We start from the raw sequence: 20,026 nt of genomic DNA, 5'->3' as shown, positions 1-20,026 counted from the left end.
TCCCACGCTCTGCGTGGGAATGCAGCCCGGGACGCTCCGCGTCCCCTCCAAAAGCGGACGCAGAGCGTCCATGAGGCATTCCCACGCAGAGCATGGGAGCGATCTTCGGTAGGGTCATGACATGGCAAACCAACAATTATTCCTGGGTATCGACTGCGGCACCCAAGGCACCAAAGCGATCATTCTCGATGCCACCAGCGGTCAGGTGCTGGGCCAGGGTGCCGCCGCCCATACCTTGATCAGTGGCGCTGACGGCCGTCGTGAGCAAGACACCACACAATGGCTAGACTCGTTCACTTTGGCGACCCGCAGCGCGCTGTTTGCGGCGAACGTCAGCGGTCAGGACATCCTGGGCATTGGCGTTTCAGGCCAGCAACACGGCTTGGTGATACTGGACGACCAAGGCCAGGTCCTGCGCCCGGCCAAACTTTGGTGCGACACCGAATCCACACCGCAGAACGACCGTTTGTTGGTTCACTTGGGGGGTGAAAAGGGTTCGCTGGAACGCCTCGGCGTGGTGATCGCACCGGGCTACACCGTGTCCAAACTGCTTTGGACCAAGGAACATCATCCGCAGATTTTTTCCCGAATCGCCCGCATCCTGCTGCCACACGACTACCTCAACTACTGGCTCACCGGCCGCAGTTGCAGCGAGTATGGCGACGCCTCGGGTACCGGCTACTTCAACGTGCGCACCCGTCAATGGGACTTGCAGCTAGTGCGCGATATCGATCCGAGCGGACGTCTGCAAGCCGCACTGCCGGAGCTGATTGACGCCCACCACCCGGTCGGTACGCTGCTGCCGAGCATCGCCGAGCACTTAGGCCTCAACCCTCAGGCACGCGTGTCCAGCGGCGGCGGCGACAATATGCTGGGCGCCATCGGCACCGGCAACATAAAGCCCGGCGCAATCACCATGAGCCTCGGCTCTTCGGGCACGGTCTACGCCTATGCCGACCAACCCAGGGTCAGCCCGGATGCTGCGGTCGCGACCTTCTGCGCCTCCAGTGGCGGCTGGTTACCGTTAATCTGCACCATGAACCTGACCAATGCCACGGGCGTGATCCGTGACTTGTTTGACCTCGATATCGATCAATTCAACAGCCTCATCGCCCAAGCCCCGATTGGCGCCGAAGGCGTGTGCATGCTGCCGTTCCTCAATGGAGAACGCGTGCCTGCCCTGCCCCACGCCACCGGCAGTCTGCTGGGGCTGACCATGACCAACCTGACACAGGCTAACCTCTGCCGTGCGGTGGTCGAAGGCACGACCTTCGGCCTGCGTTACGGGCTGGACCTGCTACGCCAAAATGGCTTACAAAGCCGCAGCATTTGCTTAATCGGTGGAGGCTCAAAAAGCGCAGTGTGGCGGCAGATCGTCGCCGACATCATGAACACCCCGGTCATCTGCACCGAACACAGCGAAGCCGCCGCCCTCGGCGCGGCCATTCAAGCGGCATGGTGCACGTCCTGGGCAACCGGCCATGAGGAAACACTGGCCGACCTCTGCGCGCGGTGCGTGAAGCTTGACCTGACCAGTGAAACCTTGCCGATAGCCAACAATGTTGCGGACTGTCAGCAGGCCTACGAACGCTATCAACGGTATGTCGCAACCCTTTAACGAGCGAACAATTATGTATCTGGTGTGTGGCGAAGCGCTGTTCGATTTTTTCAGTGAAGACGATGCCTGCGGGCTGGCGTCCAATGTCAATTTCAAGGCGATTGCGGGTGGCTCTCCGTTTAACGTGGCCGTCGGTTTGCGGCGTCTGGGCGTGGACTCGGCACTGTTTGCCGGGTTGTCGACCGACTACCTCGGCCGACGCTTGCAAAAAGTGCTACAGGATGAAGGGGTACGCGCCGACTATCTCGTGGATTTTGCGGCGCCTACTACCTTGGCCATGGTCGCGGTCGGCGCTAATGGCTCACCGCATTACAGTTTCCGGGGCGAAGGCTGCGCTGATCGGCAGTTGAGCCTCGCGCATCTGCCGCAACTGGGCCCTGAAGTACGCGGCCTGCACATCGGCTCGTTCTCGCTGGTAGTGCAACCGATTGCCAATACGTTGCTGGCGTTGGTGCAGCGCGAAAGCGGCAAGCGCTTGATCAGCCTTGATCCCAATGTGCGCCTGAATCCGCAACCCAATATCGACCTATGGCGCTCGCGAATCGCCGAGTTGGTTGAGTTGGCCGACTTGATCAAAGTCAGCGATGAAGACCTCAGCCTGCTGTATCCCGAACAGGACCCTCAGCGCGTCATCGAAGGCTGGCTTCAGCATCGCTGCCAATTGGTGTTCCTGACACGAGGTGGTGAGGGTGCAACGGTGTTCAGTCGAGCGCACGGTTCCTGGTCGGTGCCGGCCTGCACTGTGAAAACTGCCGATACCGTGGGGGCTGGCGATACTTTTCAGGCGGCGCTGATTACGTGGTTGACCGAGCATCAAATGGACTCGGTGGACGGCGTGCAGCGGCTGAGCCGTGAGCAGATTGACGGGATGCTCACGTTTGCGGTGCAAGCCGCGGCGTTGACGTGCAGCAAGACCGGGCCTGACCTGCCGTATCGTCATCAACTGCCTTGAGCGCTTGGAAGCGCATCTTCTGAAGCCGTTTCTGGCATTCGCCTCACGTCATACGAGGCAGCGCCTACCAACGCTTCAAAATCGCACAGGTAATAGAGGAGCGCTGATGAGCGCTCCTCAGTGTGCAGAGCTCTTTGCGCCTTGTTCGATGCAAATGCACATTCTCTGCTGCTAGTCACCTGTCAGCTATGACAGTTGCGCATGTTTCCTTGTTTGTTTTAACTGAATCGAAGCTGGCGCCGCAGTTGCGAACGGCTGATGGTAATCAGAAAGGTGGCGCCTAAGAAGTACACCTCGCCCTGCTGCCAGATACTTCGGTTCAATAATTCAGGGAAGGCATTTCATGAATATCTTCGTAAAAAGGCACACTCCTTTTATCGTCACCGCGGCTCTACTGTCTACCATCGTTATATCGCCTTGGGCCCAGGCTTCACCGCCTCAGAACGTAGGACCCAGCGTCGGAAAATGCACGCCAACCTCCGTGTCAAACCAATCTTCGGTCTTGGGCTATTGCAACACGAGCGGAGTGAATCAGGCTTGGTATGCAACAAGCTCGACCTCGTTCACCGGTCTGCCACCCCTGCAAGCAGGGCAATCCTGCGTAAGTGATTATTTGGGCATCAATGTCATGAGTGGAACGTGCGACCAATTGCTAGGAACTGTACTCGGAAAAGTACCGGTAACTTGGTCCGTGGCCAGTCCCGCGAGCTCGCCCACAAAGCTTCTGCCCTTACCGCTGGATACCGGGGCAACCATCAATGGTGCGACACAGTTCGGTCACGTTGCCGGTCAAAGCATCAGCCTTCTAGGTAACACCGCTGTTGTCTGGCGTCTTCAAGATACCGGTACACCTACGCAAGTCTCCGCTCGAAACGACAACTGTCAAAGTGCCGACATTTCAGATGCCCTGAGTAATGGTTATCCCTACGTCGCACTCAACTGCCCACATCTTCTAACCAACTCGTCCGCAGAAGTAGCCATTTACGACGGCACTCATTTTGTCTTGAAACCATTACGGTTACCCACCGGTGCGCAATACTGCGAGGTTATCGCCATCAACAATCAGAATCAGGCGGCAGGCAGTTGCTATTACGCCAACAACCCCATCGCTACCTTCTGGTCTTCCTTCGACGGCGAACCTACTACGTTGATATCCACGGACCGCTTACCAACTGCATCGGCGTTTCTTAACGAACAAGGATCCATCATCGTTAACGCGACAGCGTCAGCTAGTCAAACACTGCCGATTTTTTGGGTGGCTACATCGAACATTACGCAACAAATTCCCATCCCGGCGAATTTCAATACATGCAAGGCCAATGATTTCTCCCAAGCTGCCAACACTTTGATCATGACCTGTGCCGCCAACGACTTTAATGTGCCGGTGACCGTATTCAGTTGGACGCCTAATGGTGGCCTGAGCAGCGTAGAGCCTGCGCAAGGAACGACTATTTATAGAGCGCGCTCGGTGTCGGTATCTGGCACGGTGGGTGCCGGATATTCGAAAACAAATGATACGGCCGATCCGAGGGCATTTTTCGCCCCGCTGCCTTGATCGAATCAACAGAACAGTTACCAAGCAGGATGAAGTTGATTCACAGACCTTTACGCTAATCGTGGTAGCAGGCGTTGAAGTAATAAAGAAGACTTTGCAAAAAAAATGATTATCAGTGCTTGATCGCAGGTTGTACGCAAAGGGAGGCAAGCGCTGGAACAGCCAGAGTTCATTGGCCTAAACCTTGTATATAGGGGTTACCCCTATATACGGTCGCGTCTGTACCTACAGGATTTGCGCCTTGAACGAGGTCGGTTAATCCTGCACCATTCGCCCCAGCTTATTCAAAGGACGGAATTCAAGGCATGCTGGACGCGAACGCAACCCATATTTCCCTCACGCTCGAAGGCGTTTCCGCCGACCTGCAAGTGCTCAGTTTCGTCGGTCGCGAAGCCCTCAACCAACCGTTCTGTTTTGACATCGAACTGGTCAGCGCGCGCCCCGACCTGAAACTTGAAGAGCTGTTGCACAAGCCCGGCTGCCTGACCTTCGGCGCCACCGGCAAAGGCATCATCCACGGCCTGGTCTATCGCATTGAACAAGGTGATTCCGGCAAGAAGCTGACTCGCTACAGCATCAGCCTGGTTCCGCAACTCGCCTACCTGCGGCACAACCATGACCAGCAGATCTTCCAGCACTTACCGGTGCCGAAGATCATCGCTCAAGTCCTGGAAGCCCGGGGCATTCTGTCCGACGCCTACAACTTCCAGCTTGGCGCGACCTACCCGGAACGCGACTACTGCGTGCAGTACGACGAGTCCGACCTGCATTTCATCCAGCGCCTGTGCGAAGAAGAAGGCATTCACTTCCACTTCCAGCACTCGGCCAGCGGACACAAACTGGTGTTCGGCGATGACCAGACCGTGTTTCGCAAACTGGCGCCCGTGGTCTACCAGCAAGACTCCGGGATGGCCGCCGAGAAACCGGTGATCAAGCGCTTCAACCTACGCCTTGAAACCCGCACCACCCGCGTCAGCCGCCGCGATTACGATTTTGAAAAACCGCGCATCCTCCCGGAAGGCGCCGCCAAAAGCGCGTTCGCGCCTGACCTGGAAGACTACGACTACCCCGGCCGCTTCACCGACCGCGAGCGCGGCAAGCAATTGGCGACCCGCGCACTAGAGCGCCATCGCAGCGACTACAAACTCGCCGAAGGCAAAGGCGACGAGCCGACCTTGGCCAGCGGCCACTTCATGACGCTGGGCGAACACCCGCGCGCCGAATGGAACGACCTGTGGTTACTGCTCGAAGTCATCCACGAGGGTAAACAGCCGCAAGTACTCAGCGAAAACATCACCAGCGACGTCACCGACGACAAAGACGATTTCCACCAGGGCTACCGCAACCGTTTCCTCGCCACCCCGTGGGACGCGCACTACCGCCCTGCCCTCGAACACCCGAAACCCAAAGTCCTCGGCAGCCAGACCGCCATCGTTACCGGCCCCGCCGGCGAAGAAATTCACACCGACCAATATGGCCGCGTCAAAGTGCAGTTTTTCTGGGATCGCGACGGCCAGGGTGACGAAAACACCACCTGCTGGCTGCGCGTCGCCACCGGTTGGGCGGGTAATGCCTACGGCGGCATCACCCTCCCACGCATCGGCATGGAAGTGCTGGTGTCGTTTATGGAAGGTGATCCAGATAAGCCGCTGATCACCGGCTGCCTGTACCACAAAGAAAACGTCGTGCCCTACGACCTGCCAGCCAACAAAACCCGCAGCACCTTCAAGACGCTCAGCTCACCGGGAGGCAAGGGCTACAACGAATTTCGCATCGAAGACAAAAAAGGCGCGGAACAGATCTACCTCCACGCCCAGCGCGACTGGGATGAAAGCATCGAGCACGACCAGAAAATCCACATCGGCAATGAACGGCACGACACCGTCGAGGCCAACGCCTTCAGCGAATTCAAGGTCGAAGAGCATCGAATCACGTATCTGGATCGCAAGACTGAAGCGCGCGCAGACGACCACCTGACCGTGGGCGTAACCCGGCACCTGAAAGTCGGAACGGCTCAGTTTGTCGAGGCCGGCACCGAGATCCACTACAACGCCGGGGAAAAAGTAGTCGTGGAAGGCGGCATGGAACTGACAGCCAAAGCAGGCGGCAGTTTCGTCAAAATCGACGCCGGTGGCGTAACGATTAGTGGCGCGCAGGTCAAGACCAACTCGGGCGGTTCTCCGGGGTCGGGGACGCCGGCTGCACCATTATTGCCGGGACCGATGAAGGTGGCGGCTGCAGATGTCGCGGGCAAAGCCCCTCTCCCTTCCCGCCTCAACGAGTCAGGTATCACGCCGTTGTGCGGCAAACAGAGCAACGGCGCTTGCAGCCGTAAGGATTGCACATGCATGTAACCGCGATGAACGCCCTACTGGCCGCACCTCGTTATGAATTCGAGTCGCTGCCGAGGGAACAGTCCAATCAGGTTCTGTGTTTCATCATAGATCGCGGACGCCAGCCCGAGGCCATGTCGTGCCTTTATCGCGTCGGCGAACCGATGAATGCTCAAGCCTTGTTCAGCAGCACTGAGTTTGCCGATATCGTCAATGAAGGTCCCCTGTGGCTGACCGCACCGTGGGGTAGCCAGTTGGCAGCCGAGGCCGCGCGACTGTGCGAAGAAAACCATTCAGGAATTGCCCTGACTTCAGAAGATGCCAATCTGGCCCTCGCGCATGCGCGTTGGTTACTGAAAGCCAACGACGGCTCCGGCGGCCAGAGCCTGCTCAGCTATCACAAACCAAGCCTTTGGGCCGCGCTGGCCTATACCGCTGGCGACACGTCGATTCAACTATTCGGTCCTTGGCAAGCGGTCTACAGCCCTTCACCCAGCCACTTCGGTAGGGAGCGCGGCGCCTGGCTGTCGTGGATGGCCGACAAGGAACCGATATGGCATGGCGACGGCCCGGCGTTTAACCTGCCCGACAACGCAGCAAAGATTCAAGCGCGGCTGGGTTGGCTGTACTGGGTCGATGAGCAATATGCAGCATTCGGTGAACCGGGTGACGACCGGATCAATGAAATTGCTGAGAACCTGGATCTTTTGCTAAAAAACAACATCTACGAAGGTGACCATCTTCTCAAGCTGGCCTCGGTGGTTAACGGACCGCCGCTTGAAACAAGACCAGAAGCCATTGCCATCCTGCAATCCAAGGAAGAGTCGTTCATCAAGGTTGAACAGCTGATGCAAATCGCATCCGCCAATCCCCAATGAACCCGACGCAACAACAGAACGGAAGCATCATGGAAACTACCAAACAATCAGCGACAGCGCCCGGGCCAGCCCCCCTGAACCTGGGGCCGAAAAAAGACTTCACAGAAGCATGTACTACGAACCACAAGGATCAACCCAAGCCTTGCTCCAATACATTCGGCACTGCAATTTATGCAACTGAAGAGCAAGAGTTTTGGCTGCTGCCCGAGCGCGCTGCCTCCTCGATGAAGGAAGCCATGCATGCTCTGGAAAATCAGATTGCACCGAGTAAGTCCCGTGACGCACGCATTAAGGGATTAGACGAGAGCGGATTACTGGAATACTTCCTTGAGCCAAAGCTCAGCACTTTCCTCCAAGGCGAACAGCGCCAGCGAATGGAGGCGATTGAAGCTCAGGAACCGAATATCGAGATGGACCCAGGCATGGTCCTTCGCAGCCGCAAAGAAGTAAAACTCGCAAAAGAAAAAGAGACGCCAAAGGCCGAAGAGCCAAAAGTTAATACTCAACGCTCGCGTATCGACCAACTTCAGTCGGAGATTGATGGTCAAAACCGTATTCACGACGATTACAGCGCACTGATTAAGTTACGTCGTGAGTATCTTGAACTTAAGAAACTGGCCATCGCCGCGGCAAAAGAAAAAGGTAATACCTATGAGAACGGGGCATTGTTTTCCGCAGGGGCCATTGAAGCCCGCGCACGTGTTCAAAACTACCTGGAAAAACGCAAGACGCTGATCAGTGAAGGCGGAATCGCGCCACAGGCGCAGGAAGACATCGCCAAACTCCTGGAAACAGACAAGAAAAAGCGTGACGAACTGCAGAAATGCCTCCAAACCTGCGAAGGCGACACTTACGCCTATCTGGCATGGAAGCACGGCGAAGCCAAGTCGTTCGCCTATCACGAATACACCGATTCGATTGCCAAAGTATCGGAATACGGGCTTGCATTGCCTGAGTTCGCGCTGATCAGCGGTGATGACATCACCACGGGGATCGAGCAGTTCAAGTTGTACCTCGACACTGAAAAACGGCAATCGGAGATCAACACTCGGCTGCGTGAAAAATACAAAAACTGGATCGAAGCGACGGGGCAAAACGCCCAGGCACCGGCCGGGTTAGTCGAAGTCGAACGTGCTGAATGGGACCGTTTGCAAACCGTAAAACAAGGTTTGCATGAAAAAGCCAAGCAAAAAGTCGCTGCCGATACCGTTCGACGTCACTTGCTCTGGGAACCAGAACAGTTTGAGCCGCAGCCTATTGATCGCTTGGTCAAGGATGGCTTTCCGCTCAGGGAAGTCAGCACGCTCAGCGCAAGCGGCACGCCGCTAAGATGGCTCAGCTTGCTGAACATCAGGGGTGTGCCAAAACTTCTAAAAGAAGACATGGAAAAAGCTGCGAAGAAAGTCGGAAAAATTGAAGGCATCCCCAAGAACGGTGATGGCGGTGCCAGTAAAAACAGCGCGCAGAAGGTATTTGGGCAGTGGCTGGAAAGCCAGGGTGCGCTAAGAATTGGCGACCAGGTCGGCGACTGGTTTGACACCACTGGCTGGTTCAACATCGACGAGTTCTACAAGTTCCTGGACAGCAGTGGCTACAAAGTCACTGAGCTCGAAGATGCCGGCAAACGCAAAGAATGGGGCGAGCATCTCAAGCAGGTCGTCTTCAAAAAGAGCATTCGCGGCGAAGTGAGGCTTTTTGACAATAGCCCGCAAGCTCAATTCGTCCGCTGCCTGGCCCCTCCGCAGAAAAAACTGCATGGCGAAGTGAAGGCGGAAGGCCCCTCTTTCTCTGCCGCTGAAGGCTTCAAGATCTCGACCAGCGCATCGCTGAGCTATGACCTGGCGCGCGGTGAAGTTGAACTACTGAAAGTCGACATGCCAGAGCGCGAGAAGGCCAAAGACGTAACCATCGATTACTACCTTGAAGGTAATCCTCAGCTTCAAACCTTGAACCTCGGCCGCATGTCCTTCCACTTCGGCGCCCGTGCATGGGGATACGCCGGTGCGTCGCTCATGCTCGCCGGTAGCATTGAACTGTCCCCGATAAACGGCAACGCCAAATACGGGGCGACACTCAGCCCTGTCAAACCTGCACAACGCGAAGATGCTGAAGCGAGGGCCGAAAGAGCGACCCACGAAGAAACTATCAAAACCAAAGCCGCCAATGGCGATACCAGCCCGACTCCAGACCTTGAATACAAATCCAAGGGCGAGATGACTAAAGTCGAGACCAAATCCTCGGGCCAAGTCATGACGGGCAAAGCAGCCAACGTACAAATTGAAAATGGCATAAAAGCCAACTTCAATTTGTTCGCGGGTGTACAAGCGGGCATCGAACTGACGGGAGCCTTGAACTGGGCTCCACCGAAAGCGCTGGCCGCGTTGCGCTCAGCCCCTTCAACCGGTGTTAACAACAGCAAAGAGGCTACTAGCGCCAGCCAATGGCTGACGCTTGCCAACCTTAGTGGCTCCGCAGGCGCCGCGTATGGCGCGGGTGTGCAGGGCAACGCTCAAATATCACTGGATAAGGGCAAATTCATCCTTAATTTGAAAGCAACCGTTGTGCTCGGACCGGGCGCAAGTGGTGGTTTCAAATTTGAGGTGGGTTATGAGGCTGTTGTAGAGCTAATCAATATCTATCGGCGTGAGTTGTATAAGGCCAAGGGCGCTTCGATTAGTTGGATTACGCCGGAGGCGGCTGAGCAGGCTTCCAATCTGAATGCGTTGGGTGCAATTGGGCTTGATGTCGCTATGGTTTACATGATGGGGATAGATGCCATTATGAATCTCTATGAGGCGATGACAAGTGCGGGTAAGGGTGGAGCTATAGCTCATACCATCGTTGAATATGAAAACCAGGATGAATTGAGACAGTGGTTCGTGGAAGCAACACCGGAGGCGTTAGGGCCAATTCTTATGACACTGATATCGGATCCGAAAGGTTTCAACGTGACTACAATTAGCAATAGCGATGGCACGTCTAAAGATGTGAAAAAGGAATACAGTCGAGATCAAGCTTGTCTACTGCAACAAAGAGCCATCAATAGAATAATCAGCTGGATAACAACGAACTCTCAAAAAACCGGGACGCTGCTCTTGGCTCAACAGCAATTCGAAGACGCGTGTAAGTCCATGAACAAATTTGGCACCCAAGAGAAAAATCCCGGGCAAGCATACTGCGAAAACAAACACAAATTAGACATCTTCATGGCAAATGCCGTATTACGTCTATCACGGCAAGAAGGTGATATCGATAGAGCTATGTACAAGGATAATGTCAAAAAGCTTGGGCAACGTCTTGATGGATCCTGCAAATTCGACCTCCATGAAAACAGGTACCTTCCTTTCAGCACCATGAAATATATCGGCCCTTAAGGAACTCATTAATTGAAATCATCAAAATTGAAATCCGCCCTTAGTTTTTTACTTTGTATTTTATTTTTTAGCACTAATGTGCAAGCAGAGCTTTCCCAAGATCAGCTAGCAGCCAAAAACAAGGGAATAGAACTGTACAATCAGTTCAAAGCTATATCCGCGACACCACAGCTAAAAATTGCTGCAGATGCTGGCGATCACGAGGCCCAATATTATCTCGGCGAAGCCATTCGCAAAAATAAAAAATATATGACACCTGAAGCACTAAGCGCGTATGAAGCATCGGCGCTCCAAGGCGATATATACTCAATGATAAGACTTGCGGGAGAGAAAAATGATCTCTGCGTTGCTATGGGCAACTGTCCTAAAGGTAGAAAAGAACCTGGCGAATGGGGAAAAATGGCTATAGATACTGCAGGCGTAGAAGCTGCGAAGGGGAACGCAGAAGCGATGTATCTTATGTTTATAGTTACTGGCGATGATAAATGGCTGGAAAAATCCGCTGAAAAAGGTTACGCATTTGCGCAATATTTTTTAGGGGTCAGCTATCGTGAAGGCCGAGGCTTTTTTATATTACCATCCAGTCGGGCAGAAGTTGTTGAGCGTTTAATGAAAGCTTCCGCTGAAGGGGGTTATCCACAAGGAATGTTGGAATACGGGGCAATTTTGGCGGAAAAAAAGGACCTGCAAGGATTTAGATTTTGGAACGAGAAAGCGGCAGAAACTGGCTACGCAACGGCAATATTTGGATATGGATCTGACATAGGAAAGGAATCATCAGAGTTCGGATACACTTATGACCCGGTCAAATCTTATGCATTACTTCATCTACTGCTTGAGTTAGATGGTGGCGGAGGAATGCCGGACTACGTGAACTATGTACTTCCCAACATTTCCGACAAAATGAGTCCGAAGCAAATAGAAAAAGCGAAAATGGTTTCTAAAGAGTGGAAAGACTCTCATCCCCCACTGTCCTTCTTCCCTGACAAGTTATAAATAACCAATATAAGAATGTATTTTTTCGCAGCCCTTGCTGTAGTAGGAATATTTTTCGAGGTTAACGCAAAGCCCGCTTCAGTAAGGAAAACCCATGTCACTTCGAGTATTTTTCCCTGACAAGCTAAGTCGCTGAAGGCTGGTTTATGTATCTTCTGACCAGAACGCGAACAACCCTACAACTCAGCAGTTGCTATGGAATAGGAAGCAGCTACAAAGACTGCTTCCCCTCCTTACCATGTAGCGTCAGACCGGCGCCTTCTTCCACCCCAACATCCGCTGCTGCGCTACCTGCAACAGATCGCACCCATCCTGCGTCAATAAATACAGCGCATGGGTTATGTGCGGAATGTCCTGCACATCGCCGTCCTTGAAGCAGTGGCAATGAAGCGTTTCCAGCAAATTGCTGCCGGCACGGATGCGCTGTAGAGCGGCTTCGAGAATGTCTTGGGGATTGGCCTGGGTGTCGATGACCAAGGGGTTTGTGTCGGTGACGCTGCTTTTGATTGAGCGGTAGCGATCAGGAAAGGGATTTAGCGTTGGCATAGTGATTACTCGATGATTAGTAAATTACCGCCAGCACCGTGACCAAACGATGGGAGGCGGACTGTGTACAGGCTTGGTCAACCGATACCATCAACTCGGCTCGCCCGAAGGCGTCCCGCACACAGCCGCCATTTCAACGCACTACGAAGACATAGATGTCCGCAGAGCGAATGATGGCACACATATGTGCGATGGCATCAGGTGACCAAACCCGATCGCTGATTTTGCAGCGAAGCCAAACAGTAATCGGTCCAGCCCAGATACCGATAGAAGACAAAGCGTCCAGCCCTGTAGGAATACGCCTTACCTCCGGCAGTTTTTTCGCTCACATGAAACCTCTGTCAGAAAACCCCTAATAACAGGTAGCACCCTATCGGCTTAACCATCGCTTAACCCCGCGGTCCAAACCTGTACTGGACCGCACGCCTTCAGACTCTTTCTGATACCCAGTGCGGCAGGTTCGTCGTGTTTCACGTCGGGCTGACTTTCCGTCTGTACTGGAGATATCCCATGAACATGCGCACTTTGCTGATCACCACCACCCTCGCCTTCACCGCATTTGCCGGGATGGCCCAGGCTGCCGATACGTCCTCGACTCAAGCAGTGCCTTATCGCTACGGCATGCCGCTGAATGTGGGCAAAGTCATTGCCATGACGGAACACTCAACTCCGGACTGCAAAGTCATCAAGGCGGATATGAAGTACATCGATAGCACCTCGGGCAAGCCTGAAGAGATCACTTACCGGAAATTGTCAGACGCCTGTAGCTTCCAGAATTGACAGAAGGCTCTGAATCGGTACTTTGCGGTAGGCGTTGGAGTGTCCACCGGCTATGCTCGGGTGCATCCTCACTGCCGCAAGGATTCGCCATGCAGTTTTCATTTCGTTCGTTGTCGACGTTTACCGCAGCGTTATGTTTTCTATTGGCATTGATTTGGGGGGGGCATGCCGGAACGCTTGCTGGCGATTTGGAGTATCGAATATTCGTCGGCCGCAGGATTTGTGGCACGACGTAGCGCGGTAGTGTTTGCGGCACTGGGGGTGATGTTTTATCTGGTGCGCAACGAACCACTTTCTGCAAGCCGAAGTGCGCTGAGCAATGGCTTTATCGTCGGTTGCTGGGGGCTCGCTATGCTGGGTTTTGGCGAATGGCTCAATGGCCATGCTGGCCCGGCTATTTTGCCGGCGGTGGTGGTCGAGCTGGCGCTGGGCCTCGGATTTCTCCAGGCCCGGCGCGGTTCCGTAGAGCTCGAAACCTTAGGTTAAAACGCCCGACCACTGGCGTGGCGTGGCTGGGACAGTAAACGTCGCTCAAGGTCCGATCGCAGCTCCGCGATCAGGTCGTTGATTTGGCGACTACCGTTGAGCCGTTTGGCGTTGATGCCAGTGACCATTAAGTCCAATTGATCGGTCTGTCGGTCGGCGTATACCTTCACAGTCATCGACATGTCTGGCGACAGCGTGCATTGACAACGTTTAGGTAAAAAGCTGCTTTCAATGATGTTGCGTAGTTCCAGGGCAGAAAGAAACATGGCGACCCTCTCCTTATTGTGAGATAGCCAATCAACATAAATATCGATCAGTGCTGAAATCACCCGCTGTTTCCATGCGGGTCACGTCACTTCAGCTACTGTTCGTTCTTGTGCTTCAACGCCGACTCAATATGAATCGCAGGTCAGCTTAAGAACAAAATAGAGCATAGATCATGCCGAACATTTCGCTGTGTGCGTTATAGAAGAATCAATGGCTTAGCCAAATAGCAAGCAAATGGCCTCATGCAATGTGCAAGAACATCCTTATTTGGCACTGCAATTCGCAACCCTCCCACAGTCCGGTTTACATTGCCCACACGCGGCAGCAAGAATGCGCGCAGGCGTTTCAAGTATCCGCCGCCCAACCACACAAGCAAGGAGGCAATATGGGTTCTTTGACTTTACACACGACCGTCGGGCTGATTGTTGCCGGGCTATCGTGCGCTGCCCATGCCGCGAAACTCGAAGAGGTTGCGCCGTTTCCCAACCCTGAAAACGGTTTTACCCGCCAGGTCATTCACCTTCCCGCTCAAAATCAGGAAGACGCCTATCAGGTCGAGATTTTGGCCGGCAAGACGTTGTCCGTCGACTGCAATCGGCAGCGCCTGGGTGGCATGCTTGAAGAGAAAAACCTTGAGGGCTGGGGCTATCCTTTCTACCGACTGGAAACCGTCATCGGTCCGATGAGCACACTGATGGCCTGCCCCGATGGCAAACGTAGAAAAGACTTCGTAGCGGTGGTCGGTGATGGCTTCATGCTGCGCTATAACAGCAAGTTGCCTATCGTGCTCTATGTGCCCAAAGACGTGGAAGTTCGCTATCGGATTTGGTCGGCCTCCGGCAAGGTCGAGAACGCCGTTCAGGAATAAGCCACCACAGGAGCCGCACATTGATAACCTGCCACGTCAAATATGTGATCGATCCCTATCAACTGAGCGACTTTGAAGCCTATGCCAAGGCATGGCTAGGTATTGTCGAGCGTTTGGGCGGGACGCATCATGGGTATTTCCTGCCGTCAGAAGGCGCGAGTAATATCGCCTACTGCCTGTTCAGCTTTCCTTCGCTGGCGGACTACGAAAGCTACCGCCATATCGCGATGACAGATCCCGAAAGCATCGCGCTGGTAGCATCGCTGGTCGCGAAAAAGTTTATTGTCAGCTACGAGCGAACGTTTCTGCGCCCGCTGTTGGCATGACGTATTTCGCATACCAGGAGGCCGTACAGCGCATTGGCTAATCGCGAGTCAGCTCGCAATGGCGGCCTAAAAGGTGAGGCAATCATCTCGCCAACCGCCTGAGACCCAGCACCATCCCCCCGGCCCCCAACAGCATCACCGTCAGAAACAGCGGATACGACACCCACCAAGGCGTTCCGGACGTCATCATGCTGAATTCCGACATGCCACCAATGCTCGCGATCAGGTTCAGTGGCAAAAACACCACGTTGATCAATGTCAGTTTGCGCAACAGGTTGTTCATGCTGTTGTTCATCAGGTTGCCCCGGGCGTCGATGAGCCCGGAGAACACCGTGGAATAGATTTCCGCCTGTTTGTAGCACTGGTTATTTTCGATGATCAAGTCGTCAATCAGGCTGAGGGACTCGGCGCTGAAGTGTTCCTTTTCTGCGTGGTTGCGCAGGCGGGTCAGCACAGCGCCGTTACTGTGGATGGCGTTGATGTAATAGATCAGGCTTTCACTGAGGTTGAACATCTGGATCAGGTGCTGGTTTTGCATCGAAGCGTTGAATTTCTGCTGCAACTCCCGGGCAACCAGTTTGATCACCTTGAGGTGACCCAAGTAGTGATGGATATTGTTGAACAGCAAATCCAGCAACACATCCAGCGGCGTGTTCAGTCGCTGCCTGGTACCCAGCCCATGCAGGGGCGAGTCGTCGGTTGCGATCACCAACAGACGCTGCGCCGAAAACAGCAAACCGCAAGACGACACTTCGAACGACAGGCTGCCGCCACCGGAGTAGTTTTCCGGGCGTTTCCAAATCAGAAACAGATTGTCGGGGTGAAACTCGATGCGCGACACCTCGTCAGGATCAAGCGCTGAAGCCAGCGCGTGTTCATCGAGTTTGAAATCGCTGTACAACACGTCCCGTTCGGCGGCATCGGGGTTGCTGAACAGCATCACTTGCGCATCAAGCCTATCGACGGCGTGGAGCGCGCCTTGAATCAGCTGAAAGCTCTTGATCATCGACCGCTCACCAGGCTTGACCACGCCGTTTGAGTTCCAGACGTCGGACGAACTCTTCAAGGACCAGTGAGTACAAGTCGTCTTGCAAGTAGGCGTCTTCGATGCCGGCGTCCATGTTCGGGTTGTCGTTGACCTCGATCACCACCACTTTGTCGCCGGACTGCTTGAGGTCAACGCCGTACAGGCCATCGCCGATCAAGTTGGCCGTCTTCACCGCAAGTTCGACCACTGCTCGCGGCGCTTCGTGGACCGCCAGCGTGCGGCATTCTCCATTGACGTCCTGACCTTTGGCCTTGTGGTTGTAGATCTGCCAGTGACCTTTGGACATGAAGTATTGGCAGGCGAAGATCGGTTTGCGGTTGAGCACGCCAATACGCCAGTCGTACTCGGTGTAGAAAAATTCCTGGGCCAGCAACAGCACCGAGTGTTCGAACAGCTCAGCGGTAGCTTCGAGCAGCGCTTGCTGACTTTCGACCTTGATGACGCCCCGGGAGAAGCAGCCGTCAGGAATTTTCAATACCAGTGGAAAACCTAAGCGCTCGCCGACTCGTTCGAAGTCTTCCGGTCGTTCCTTGTAAAGAATTTCGGTGGCGGGCATGCCCAGTTGATGGCTTTTAAGCAAATCAGTCAGGTAGACCTTGTTAGTGCAGCGCAGGATCGACGCCGGGTCGTCCATCACCACCAGCCCTTCGCTCTCGGCTTTTTTGGCGAAGCGGTAGGTATGGTTGTCGACACTGGTGGTCTCGCGGATTAACAGCCCGTCGTATTCGGCGATACGAGCGTAATCTTTGCGCTCAATAAGCTCGACGTCGATGCCCAGTGTTTTGCCGACCCGGACGAAGTTATCCAGCGCCTTGGCGTTGGATGGCGGCAACGCTTCCTGTGGGTCATGCAGGATGGCCAGGTCGTAACGGGCCAATTGCCGCGAGCGTGGCACGCGCCAGATTTTTCGACTGAAACTGTCTAGAGAGTTGGCGAACTGATCTTCTTGATCTTCACGTAATTTATGCAGCGCGCCAGACTTTATGCCTTCAATGTGCCAGCCGTTAGTTCGTCGAAACTCAACGAGCAGTATTGGGCACGGAAAGACTTCAAATAACTGCCGAGCCAAGTCCTGCAACGGCTCTATATTGGTCTTGCCAAAATAAAGCGTTAGGGTAAACCCTTCCGTATCACTGTAGAGGTGATTACTAAGGGCTTTTTCCAGTGGTTTATCCAGGTCGTCCAGTGCCAACCCATACAGCGACTTTCGCGTCAGCTCGCTGATGGTGCGCACGGAAGGAATCACTTTATGCCCTCGGGCTTCGGCGAGCAGGGAGCAGTAGTAACCGTGCCCAAGGTACTTGTAGCTGCGGCACAGATTAATTACTTGGACTCGCTTGCCTTGCTCGTTATCGCGGGTCTGTTCGAGGTATTCCTGAGCGGTCACGATGTCCTCGCTGGGGAAGTACGAAGCCCAGTCTTCCTTGCGTTCGACGATGATAATCAATTGGCTTGAAGTTCTAGGGGCATCATTTAAATAGGTTGCAGAAGTGATTGCTGTCGGCAAAGTTTGCTCGGATACTTCGCGCCAATGACCTTGTACCGCTGACATAGTGATTGATCCGTTGGAGAACAAGACCATTCCTATTAAGCACGAACTTTTTCGAAAGTCCCGTTTCGTTACGCAACTTTTACGGCGGTCATATGAACACTGTATTTCGCTTGGCGGTAGTTGAAGATTTACCGGCGCTGCTGGAACTCGAAGAGCAGTGTTTCACGACGGATCGACTCAACAGTCGCAGTTTTCAGTGGATGATCACCCGTGCCCACGGCCAGTTGCTGGTCGCACAGCGCGAGGAAAATCTTGTGGGTTATGCCGTGGTGTTGTTCCACCGTGGGACGTCGTTGGCTCGGCTCTATTCAATTGCAATTGCTGCCCAGGCACGCGGTAGCGGACTGGGCAAACAATTGCTAGAACGAATCGAGGCCTGCGCCCTGGAGCACGACTGCGCCTATTTACGGCTGGAAGTGCGCATCGACAATCCGGCCGCCATTGCGCTTTACGAACGCAACGGTTACCGCCGTTTTGCCCTGATTCATGACTATTACCAAGACCATGCCGACGCGCTGCGCCTGGAAAAACGCATCCTGCAACATCGCGACTCGCGCAACATCAACGTGCCCTGGTATCAACAGACCACCGATTTTACCTGCGGCCCGGCCTGCCTGCTGATGGCGATGGGGGCGCTGCAACAGGATCGGTTGCTGGAGCGTCGGGAAGAGCTGCAAATCTGGCGTGAGGCGACCACGGTGTTCATGACATCGGGCCATGGTGGTTGCAGCCCTCAGGGGCTGGCACTAGCGGCATGGCGTCGCGGGTTTCGCGTGCGTTTGCAACTGAGCATGGCCGGGCCACTGTTTCTTGATGGGGTGCGCGACGAGCATAAAAAAGACGTAATGCGCCTGGTACACGAGGAGTTCACGGGGCAGTTACTTGACACCGACGTCGAACAAGCGATTGGCGGGCCACTGGATTTGCCAAGGCTGCTGGATGACGGCGGGCAGCCCTTGGTGCTGATCAGTAGCTATCGCCTGACCCGCTCCAAGGCGCCGCACTGGGTGATGGTCACCGATTGCGACGAAGAGTTCGTTTATCTGCACGATCCAGACGTGGATCACAGTCAACATCGCCAGTCCATGGACTGCCAGCATCTGCCGGTCAGCCATGGGGAGTTCGAGAAAATGTGCAGTTTCGGCAGAGGAAAGTTGCGGGCAGCGGTGATTCTCTATCGCCGACAGTGAAGATCGGCCCCACGCGCCGGCGCTTAACGACCTCTTGGGAGGCGGCGCGTGGGCACAATCAGTAACGCGTTACTTCAAACCGACTTTATACAACGCTCCATCCGCTTCATCCGTCAGCACGTACAAATACCCGTCCGGCCCCTGACGCACGTCGCGAATCCGTGATTTGAGTTCGCCGAGCAGGCGCTCCTCATGAACCACTTTGTCGCCATCGAATTGCAGCCGGATCAGCTCCTGACTCGCTAGCGCCCCGATAAACACGTTGTGTTGCCAAGGCTTGAAGCGATCAGCGTCATAGAACGCCATGCCGCTGACGCCGGGGGACTTTTCCCAAACGTGGTGCGGGGCCACAGTGCCCTCTACCGTCTTGCCCTTGGACTCTGGAATCGGCTCGCCGGAATAGTTGATGCCGTGGGTTGCAAACGGCCAGCCGTAATTTTTACCACGCTCGATGATGTTGATTTCGTCTCCGCCCTTGGGGCCGTGCTCGTTTTCCCAAAGTGTACCGCTCCAGGGGTTGAGCGCAGCGCCTTGGGGATTGCGATGACCGTAGGACCAGATTTCCGGGCGCACGCCGGACTGGCCAACAAAAGGGTTGTCGTCCGGCACTTTGCCGTCAGGGTAAATCCTCACGACCTTACCTTGCAGCTTGTCGAGGTCTTGGGCAGTCAGACGATCATTGTTCTCGCCCAACGTGATGAACAAGTAACCATCACGGTCGAACACCAGTCGAGAGCCAAAGTGGTTGCCCACCGATAACTTCGGCTCCTGACGGAAGATCACTTTGAAATCCTTGAGAGTCGTCAGGTCTTCGGACAAACGCCCGCGCCCGACCGCGGTCCCGGCCTTATCGCCTTCACCACCAGCTTCGGCGTAGGACAGATAAACCAAGCGGTCCTGCTTGAAGTCCGGCGACAACACTACATCCAACAAACCGCCCTGCCCTTTGGCCCAGACCGTGGGCACCCCGGTGACCGGTGCCGAGTGTTTGCCGTCGACACTGATTACCCGCAGGTTGCCTGGCCGTTCGGTCACAAGCATGCCTTGCCGATCGGGGAGAAACGCCAGGGCCCATGGGTGTTCGAGGCCTTTTGTAATGGGTGTGACCTCGAGGGTGCCTTGTTCGCTTTGCAGTTCTTGGGGGGGCGCCGCGAAAACGGGCGCGGCGGCGGTGATCAGTGCGCTGGCGCAGAAGGTGGCCAAGAGGGTTTTACGCAACATGCACGATTCCTTTTGTCGTTAACGGCGTTGTCGTTT

General features: G+C 54.8%; 16 protein-coding genes and 1 pseudogene. 12 read left to right on the top strand and 5 right to left on the bottom strand.

Annotated features, from left to right (window positions below):
- Positions 1 to 121: 121 nt before the first annotated feature.
- The 7 genes from xylB (at position 122) to RHM68_RS12535 (ending at position 11,706) form a co-directional block, all read left to right on the top strand.
- Positions 122 to 1,618, top strand: a complete 1,497-nt coding sequence (xylB, locus tag RHM68_RS12565; RefSeq protein ID WP_322223427.1) for a xylulokinase — start codon at positions 122 to 124, stop codon at positions 1,616 to 1,618.
- Between the two features lie 13 nt (positions 1,619 to 1,631).
- Complete coding sequence (locus RHM68_RS12560) at positions 1,632 to 2,570, top strand: carbohydrate kinase (RefSeq protein WP_322223425.1); 939 nt, start codon at positions 1,632 to 1,634, stop codon at positions 2,568 to 2,570.
- A gap of 343 nt (positions 2,571 to 2,913) precedes the next feature.
- Entirely contained in the window at positions 2,914 to 4,125 is a 1,212-nt protein-coding gene (locus tag RHM68_RS12555) for a hypothetical protein (RefSeq protein WP_322223423.1), read from the top strand.
- 305 nt (positions 4,126 to 4,430) lie between these two features.
- Complete coding sequence (locus tag RHM68_RS12550) at positions 4,431 to 6,479, top strand: type VI secretion system tip protein VgrG (protein WP_322223421.1); 2,049 nt, start codon at positions 4,431 to 4,433, stop codon at positions 6,477 to 6,479.
- Positions 6,470 to 7,336 carry a DUF4123 domain-containing protein gene (locus RHM68_RS12545; RefSeq protein ID WP_322223418.1) on the top strand — a complete coding sequence of 289 codons (867 nt, stop codon included), beginning with the start codon at positions 6,470 to 6,472 and terminating at the stop codon, positions 7,334 to 7,336. Before RHM68_RS12550 ends, RHM68_RS12545 begins: the two co-directional genes overlap by 10 nt.
- 29 nt (positions 7,337 to 7,365) lie before the next feature.
- A complete protein-coding gene (locus RHM68_RS12540; protein WP_322223416.1) occupies positions 7,366 to 10,710 on the top strand; it encodes a peptidoglycan-binding protein LysM in 3,345 nt (1,114 codons plus the stop codon).
- A 12-nt stretch (positions 10,711 to 10,722) separates the two neighbouring features.
- Positions 10,723 to 11,706 (top strand): sel1 repeat family protein, encoded by a 984-nt coding sequence (locus tag RHM68_RS12535; protein ID WP_322223413.1) that lies wholly within the window; start codon positions 10,723 to 10,725, stop codon positions 11,704 to 11,706.
- A 246-nt stretch (positions 11,707 to 11,952) separates the two neighbouring features.
- Here RHM68_RS12535 and RHM68_RS12530 read toward each other — a convergent pair whose 3' ends face one another.
- Positions 11,953 to 12,252: a hypothetical protein gene (locus tag RHM68_RS12530; protein WP_322223411.1), complete on the bottom strand. Its 300-nt coding sequence runs from the start codon at positions 12,250 to 12,252 to the stop codon at positions 11,953 to 11,955.
- 510 nt (positions 12,253 to 12,762) lie between these two features.
- On the opposite strand from RHM68_RS12530, the gene RHM68_RS12525 reads away from it, so the two are divergent.
- The gene (locus tag RHM68_RS12525; RefSeq protein WP_322223410.1) at positions 12,763 to 13,032 is read left to right on the top strand and encodes a DUF2790 domain-containing protein; all 270 of its coding nucleotides are present in this window, start codon (positions 12,763 to 12,765) and stop codon (positions 13,030 to 13,032) included.
- 89 nt (positions 13,033 to 13,121) lie between these two features.
- Positions 13,122 to 13,518, top strand: a pseudogene (locus RHM68_RS12520) (hypothetical protein).
- Here RHM68_RS12520 and RHM68_RS12515 read toward each other — a convergent pair.
- Positions 13,515 to 13,784, bottom strand: coding sequence for a DUF1652 domain-containing protein (locus RHM68_RS12515; protein ID WP_322223408.1), 270 nt, complete (start codon positions 13,782 to 13,784; stop codon positions 13,515 to 13,517). The pseudogene RHM68_RS12520 and the gene RHM68_RS12515 sit on opposite strands and share 4 nt — an antisense overlap.
- A gap of 386 nt (positions 13,785 to 14,170) precedes the next feature.
- On the opposite strand from RHM68_RS12515, the gene eco reads away from it, so the two are divergent.
- Positions 14,171 to 14,653, top strand: coding sequence for a serine protease inhibitor ecotin (eco, locus tag RHM68_RS12510; RefSeq protein ID WP_322223406.1), 483 nt, complete (start codon positions 14,171 to 14,173; stop codon positions 14,651 to 14,653).
- Positions 14,654 to 14,673: 20 nt separating this feature from the next.
- Positions 14,674 to 14,979 carry an NIPSNAP family protein gene (locus tag RHM68_RS12505; protein ID WP_322223404.1) on the top strand — a complete coding sequence of 102 codons (306 nt, stop codon included), beginning with the start codon at positions 14,674 to 14,676 and terminating at the stop codon, positions 14,977 to 14,979.
- Between the two features lie 82 nt (positions 14,980 to 15,061).
- Here the strand turns inward: RHM68_RS12505 and RHM68_RS12500 are convergent, their stop codons facing one another.
- Positions 15,062 to 15,985: a magnesium transporter CorA family protein gene (locus RHM68_RS12500; RefSeq protein ID WP_322223402.1), complete on the bottom strand. Its 924-nt coding sequence runs from the start codon at positions 15,983 to 15,985 to the stop codon at positions 15,062 to 15,064.
- Positions 15,986 to 15,992: 7 nt separating this feature from the next.
- Positions 15,993 to 17,579, bottom strand: a complete 1,587-nt coding sequence (locus RHM68_RS12495) for a RimK family protein (RefSeq protein WP_322223400.1) — start codon at positions 17,577 to 17,579, stop codon at positions 15,993 to 15,995.
- A 92-nt stretch (positions 17,580 to 17,671) separates the two neighbouring features.
- Between RHM68_RS12495 and rimI the strand changes: the two genes are divergently transcribed.
- Entirely contained in the window at positions 17,672 to 18,769 is a 1,098-nt protein-coding gene (gene rimI, locus RHM68_RS12490) for a ribosomal protein S18-alanine N-acetyltransferase (RefSeq protein WP_322223398.1), read from the top strand.
- Between the two features lie 69 nt (positions 18,770 to 18,838).
- On the opposite strand, the gene RHM68_RS12485 is transcribed toward rimI, so the two are convergent.
- Positions 18,839 to 19,990, bottom strand: a complete 1,152-nt coding sequence (locus RHM68_RS12485) for a PQQ-dependent sugar dehydrogenase (protein WP_322223396.1) — start codon at positions 19,988 to 19,990, stop codon at positions 18,839 to 18,841.
- Between the last annotated feature and the right edge of the window lie 36 nt (positions 19,991 to 20,026).

The sequence above is a fragment of the Pseudomonas sp. DC1.2 genome (assembly GCF_034351645.1).
Taxonomy (GTDB): domain Bacteria; phylum Pseudomonadota; class Gammaproteobacteria; order Pseudomonadales; family Pseudomonadaceae; genus Aquipseudomonas.
The sequence above is the reverse complement of the archived record's forward strand: the minus strand, read 5'-3'. Positions and strand labels throughout refer to the sequence as shown.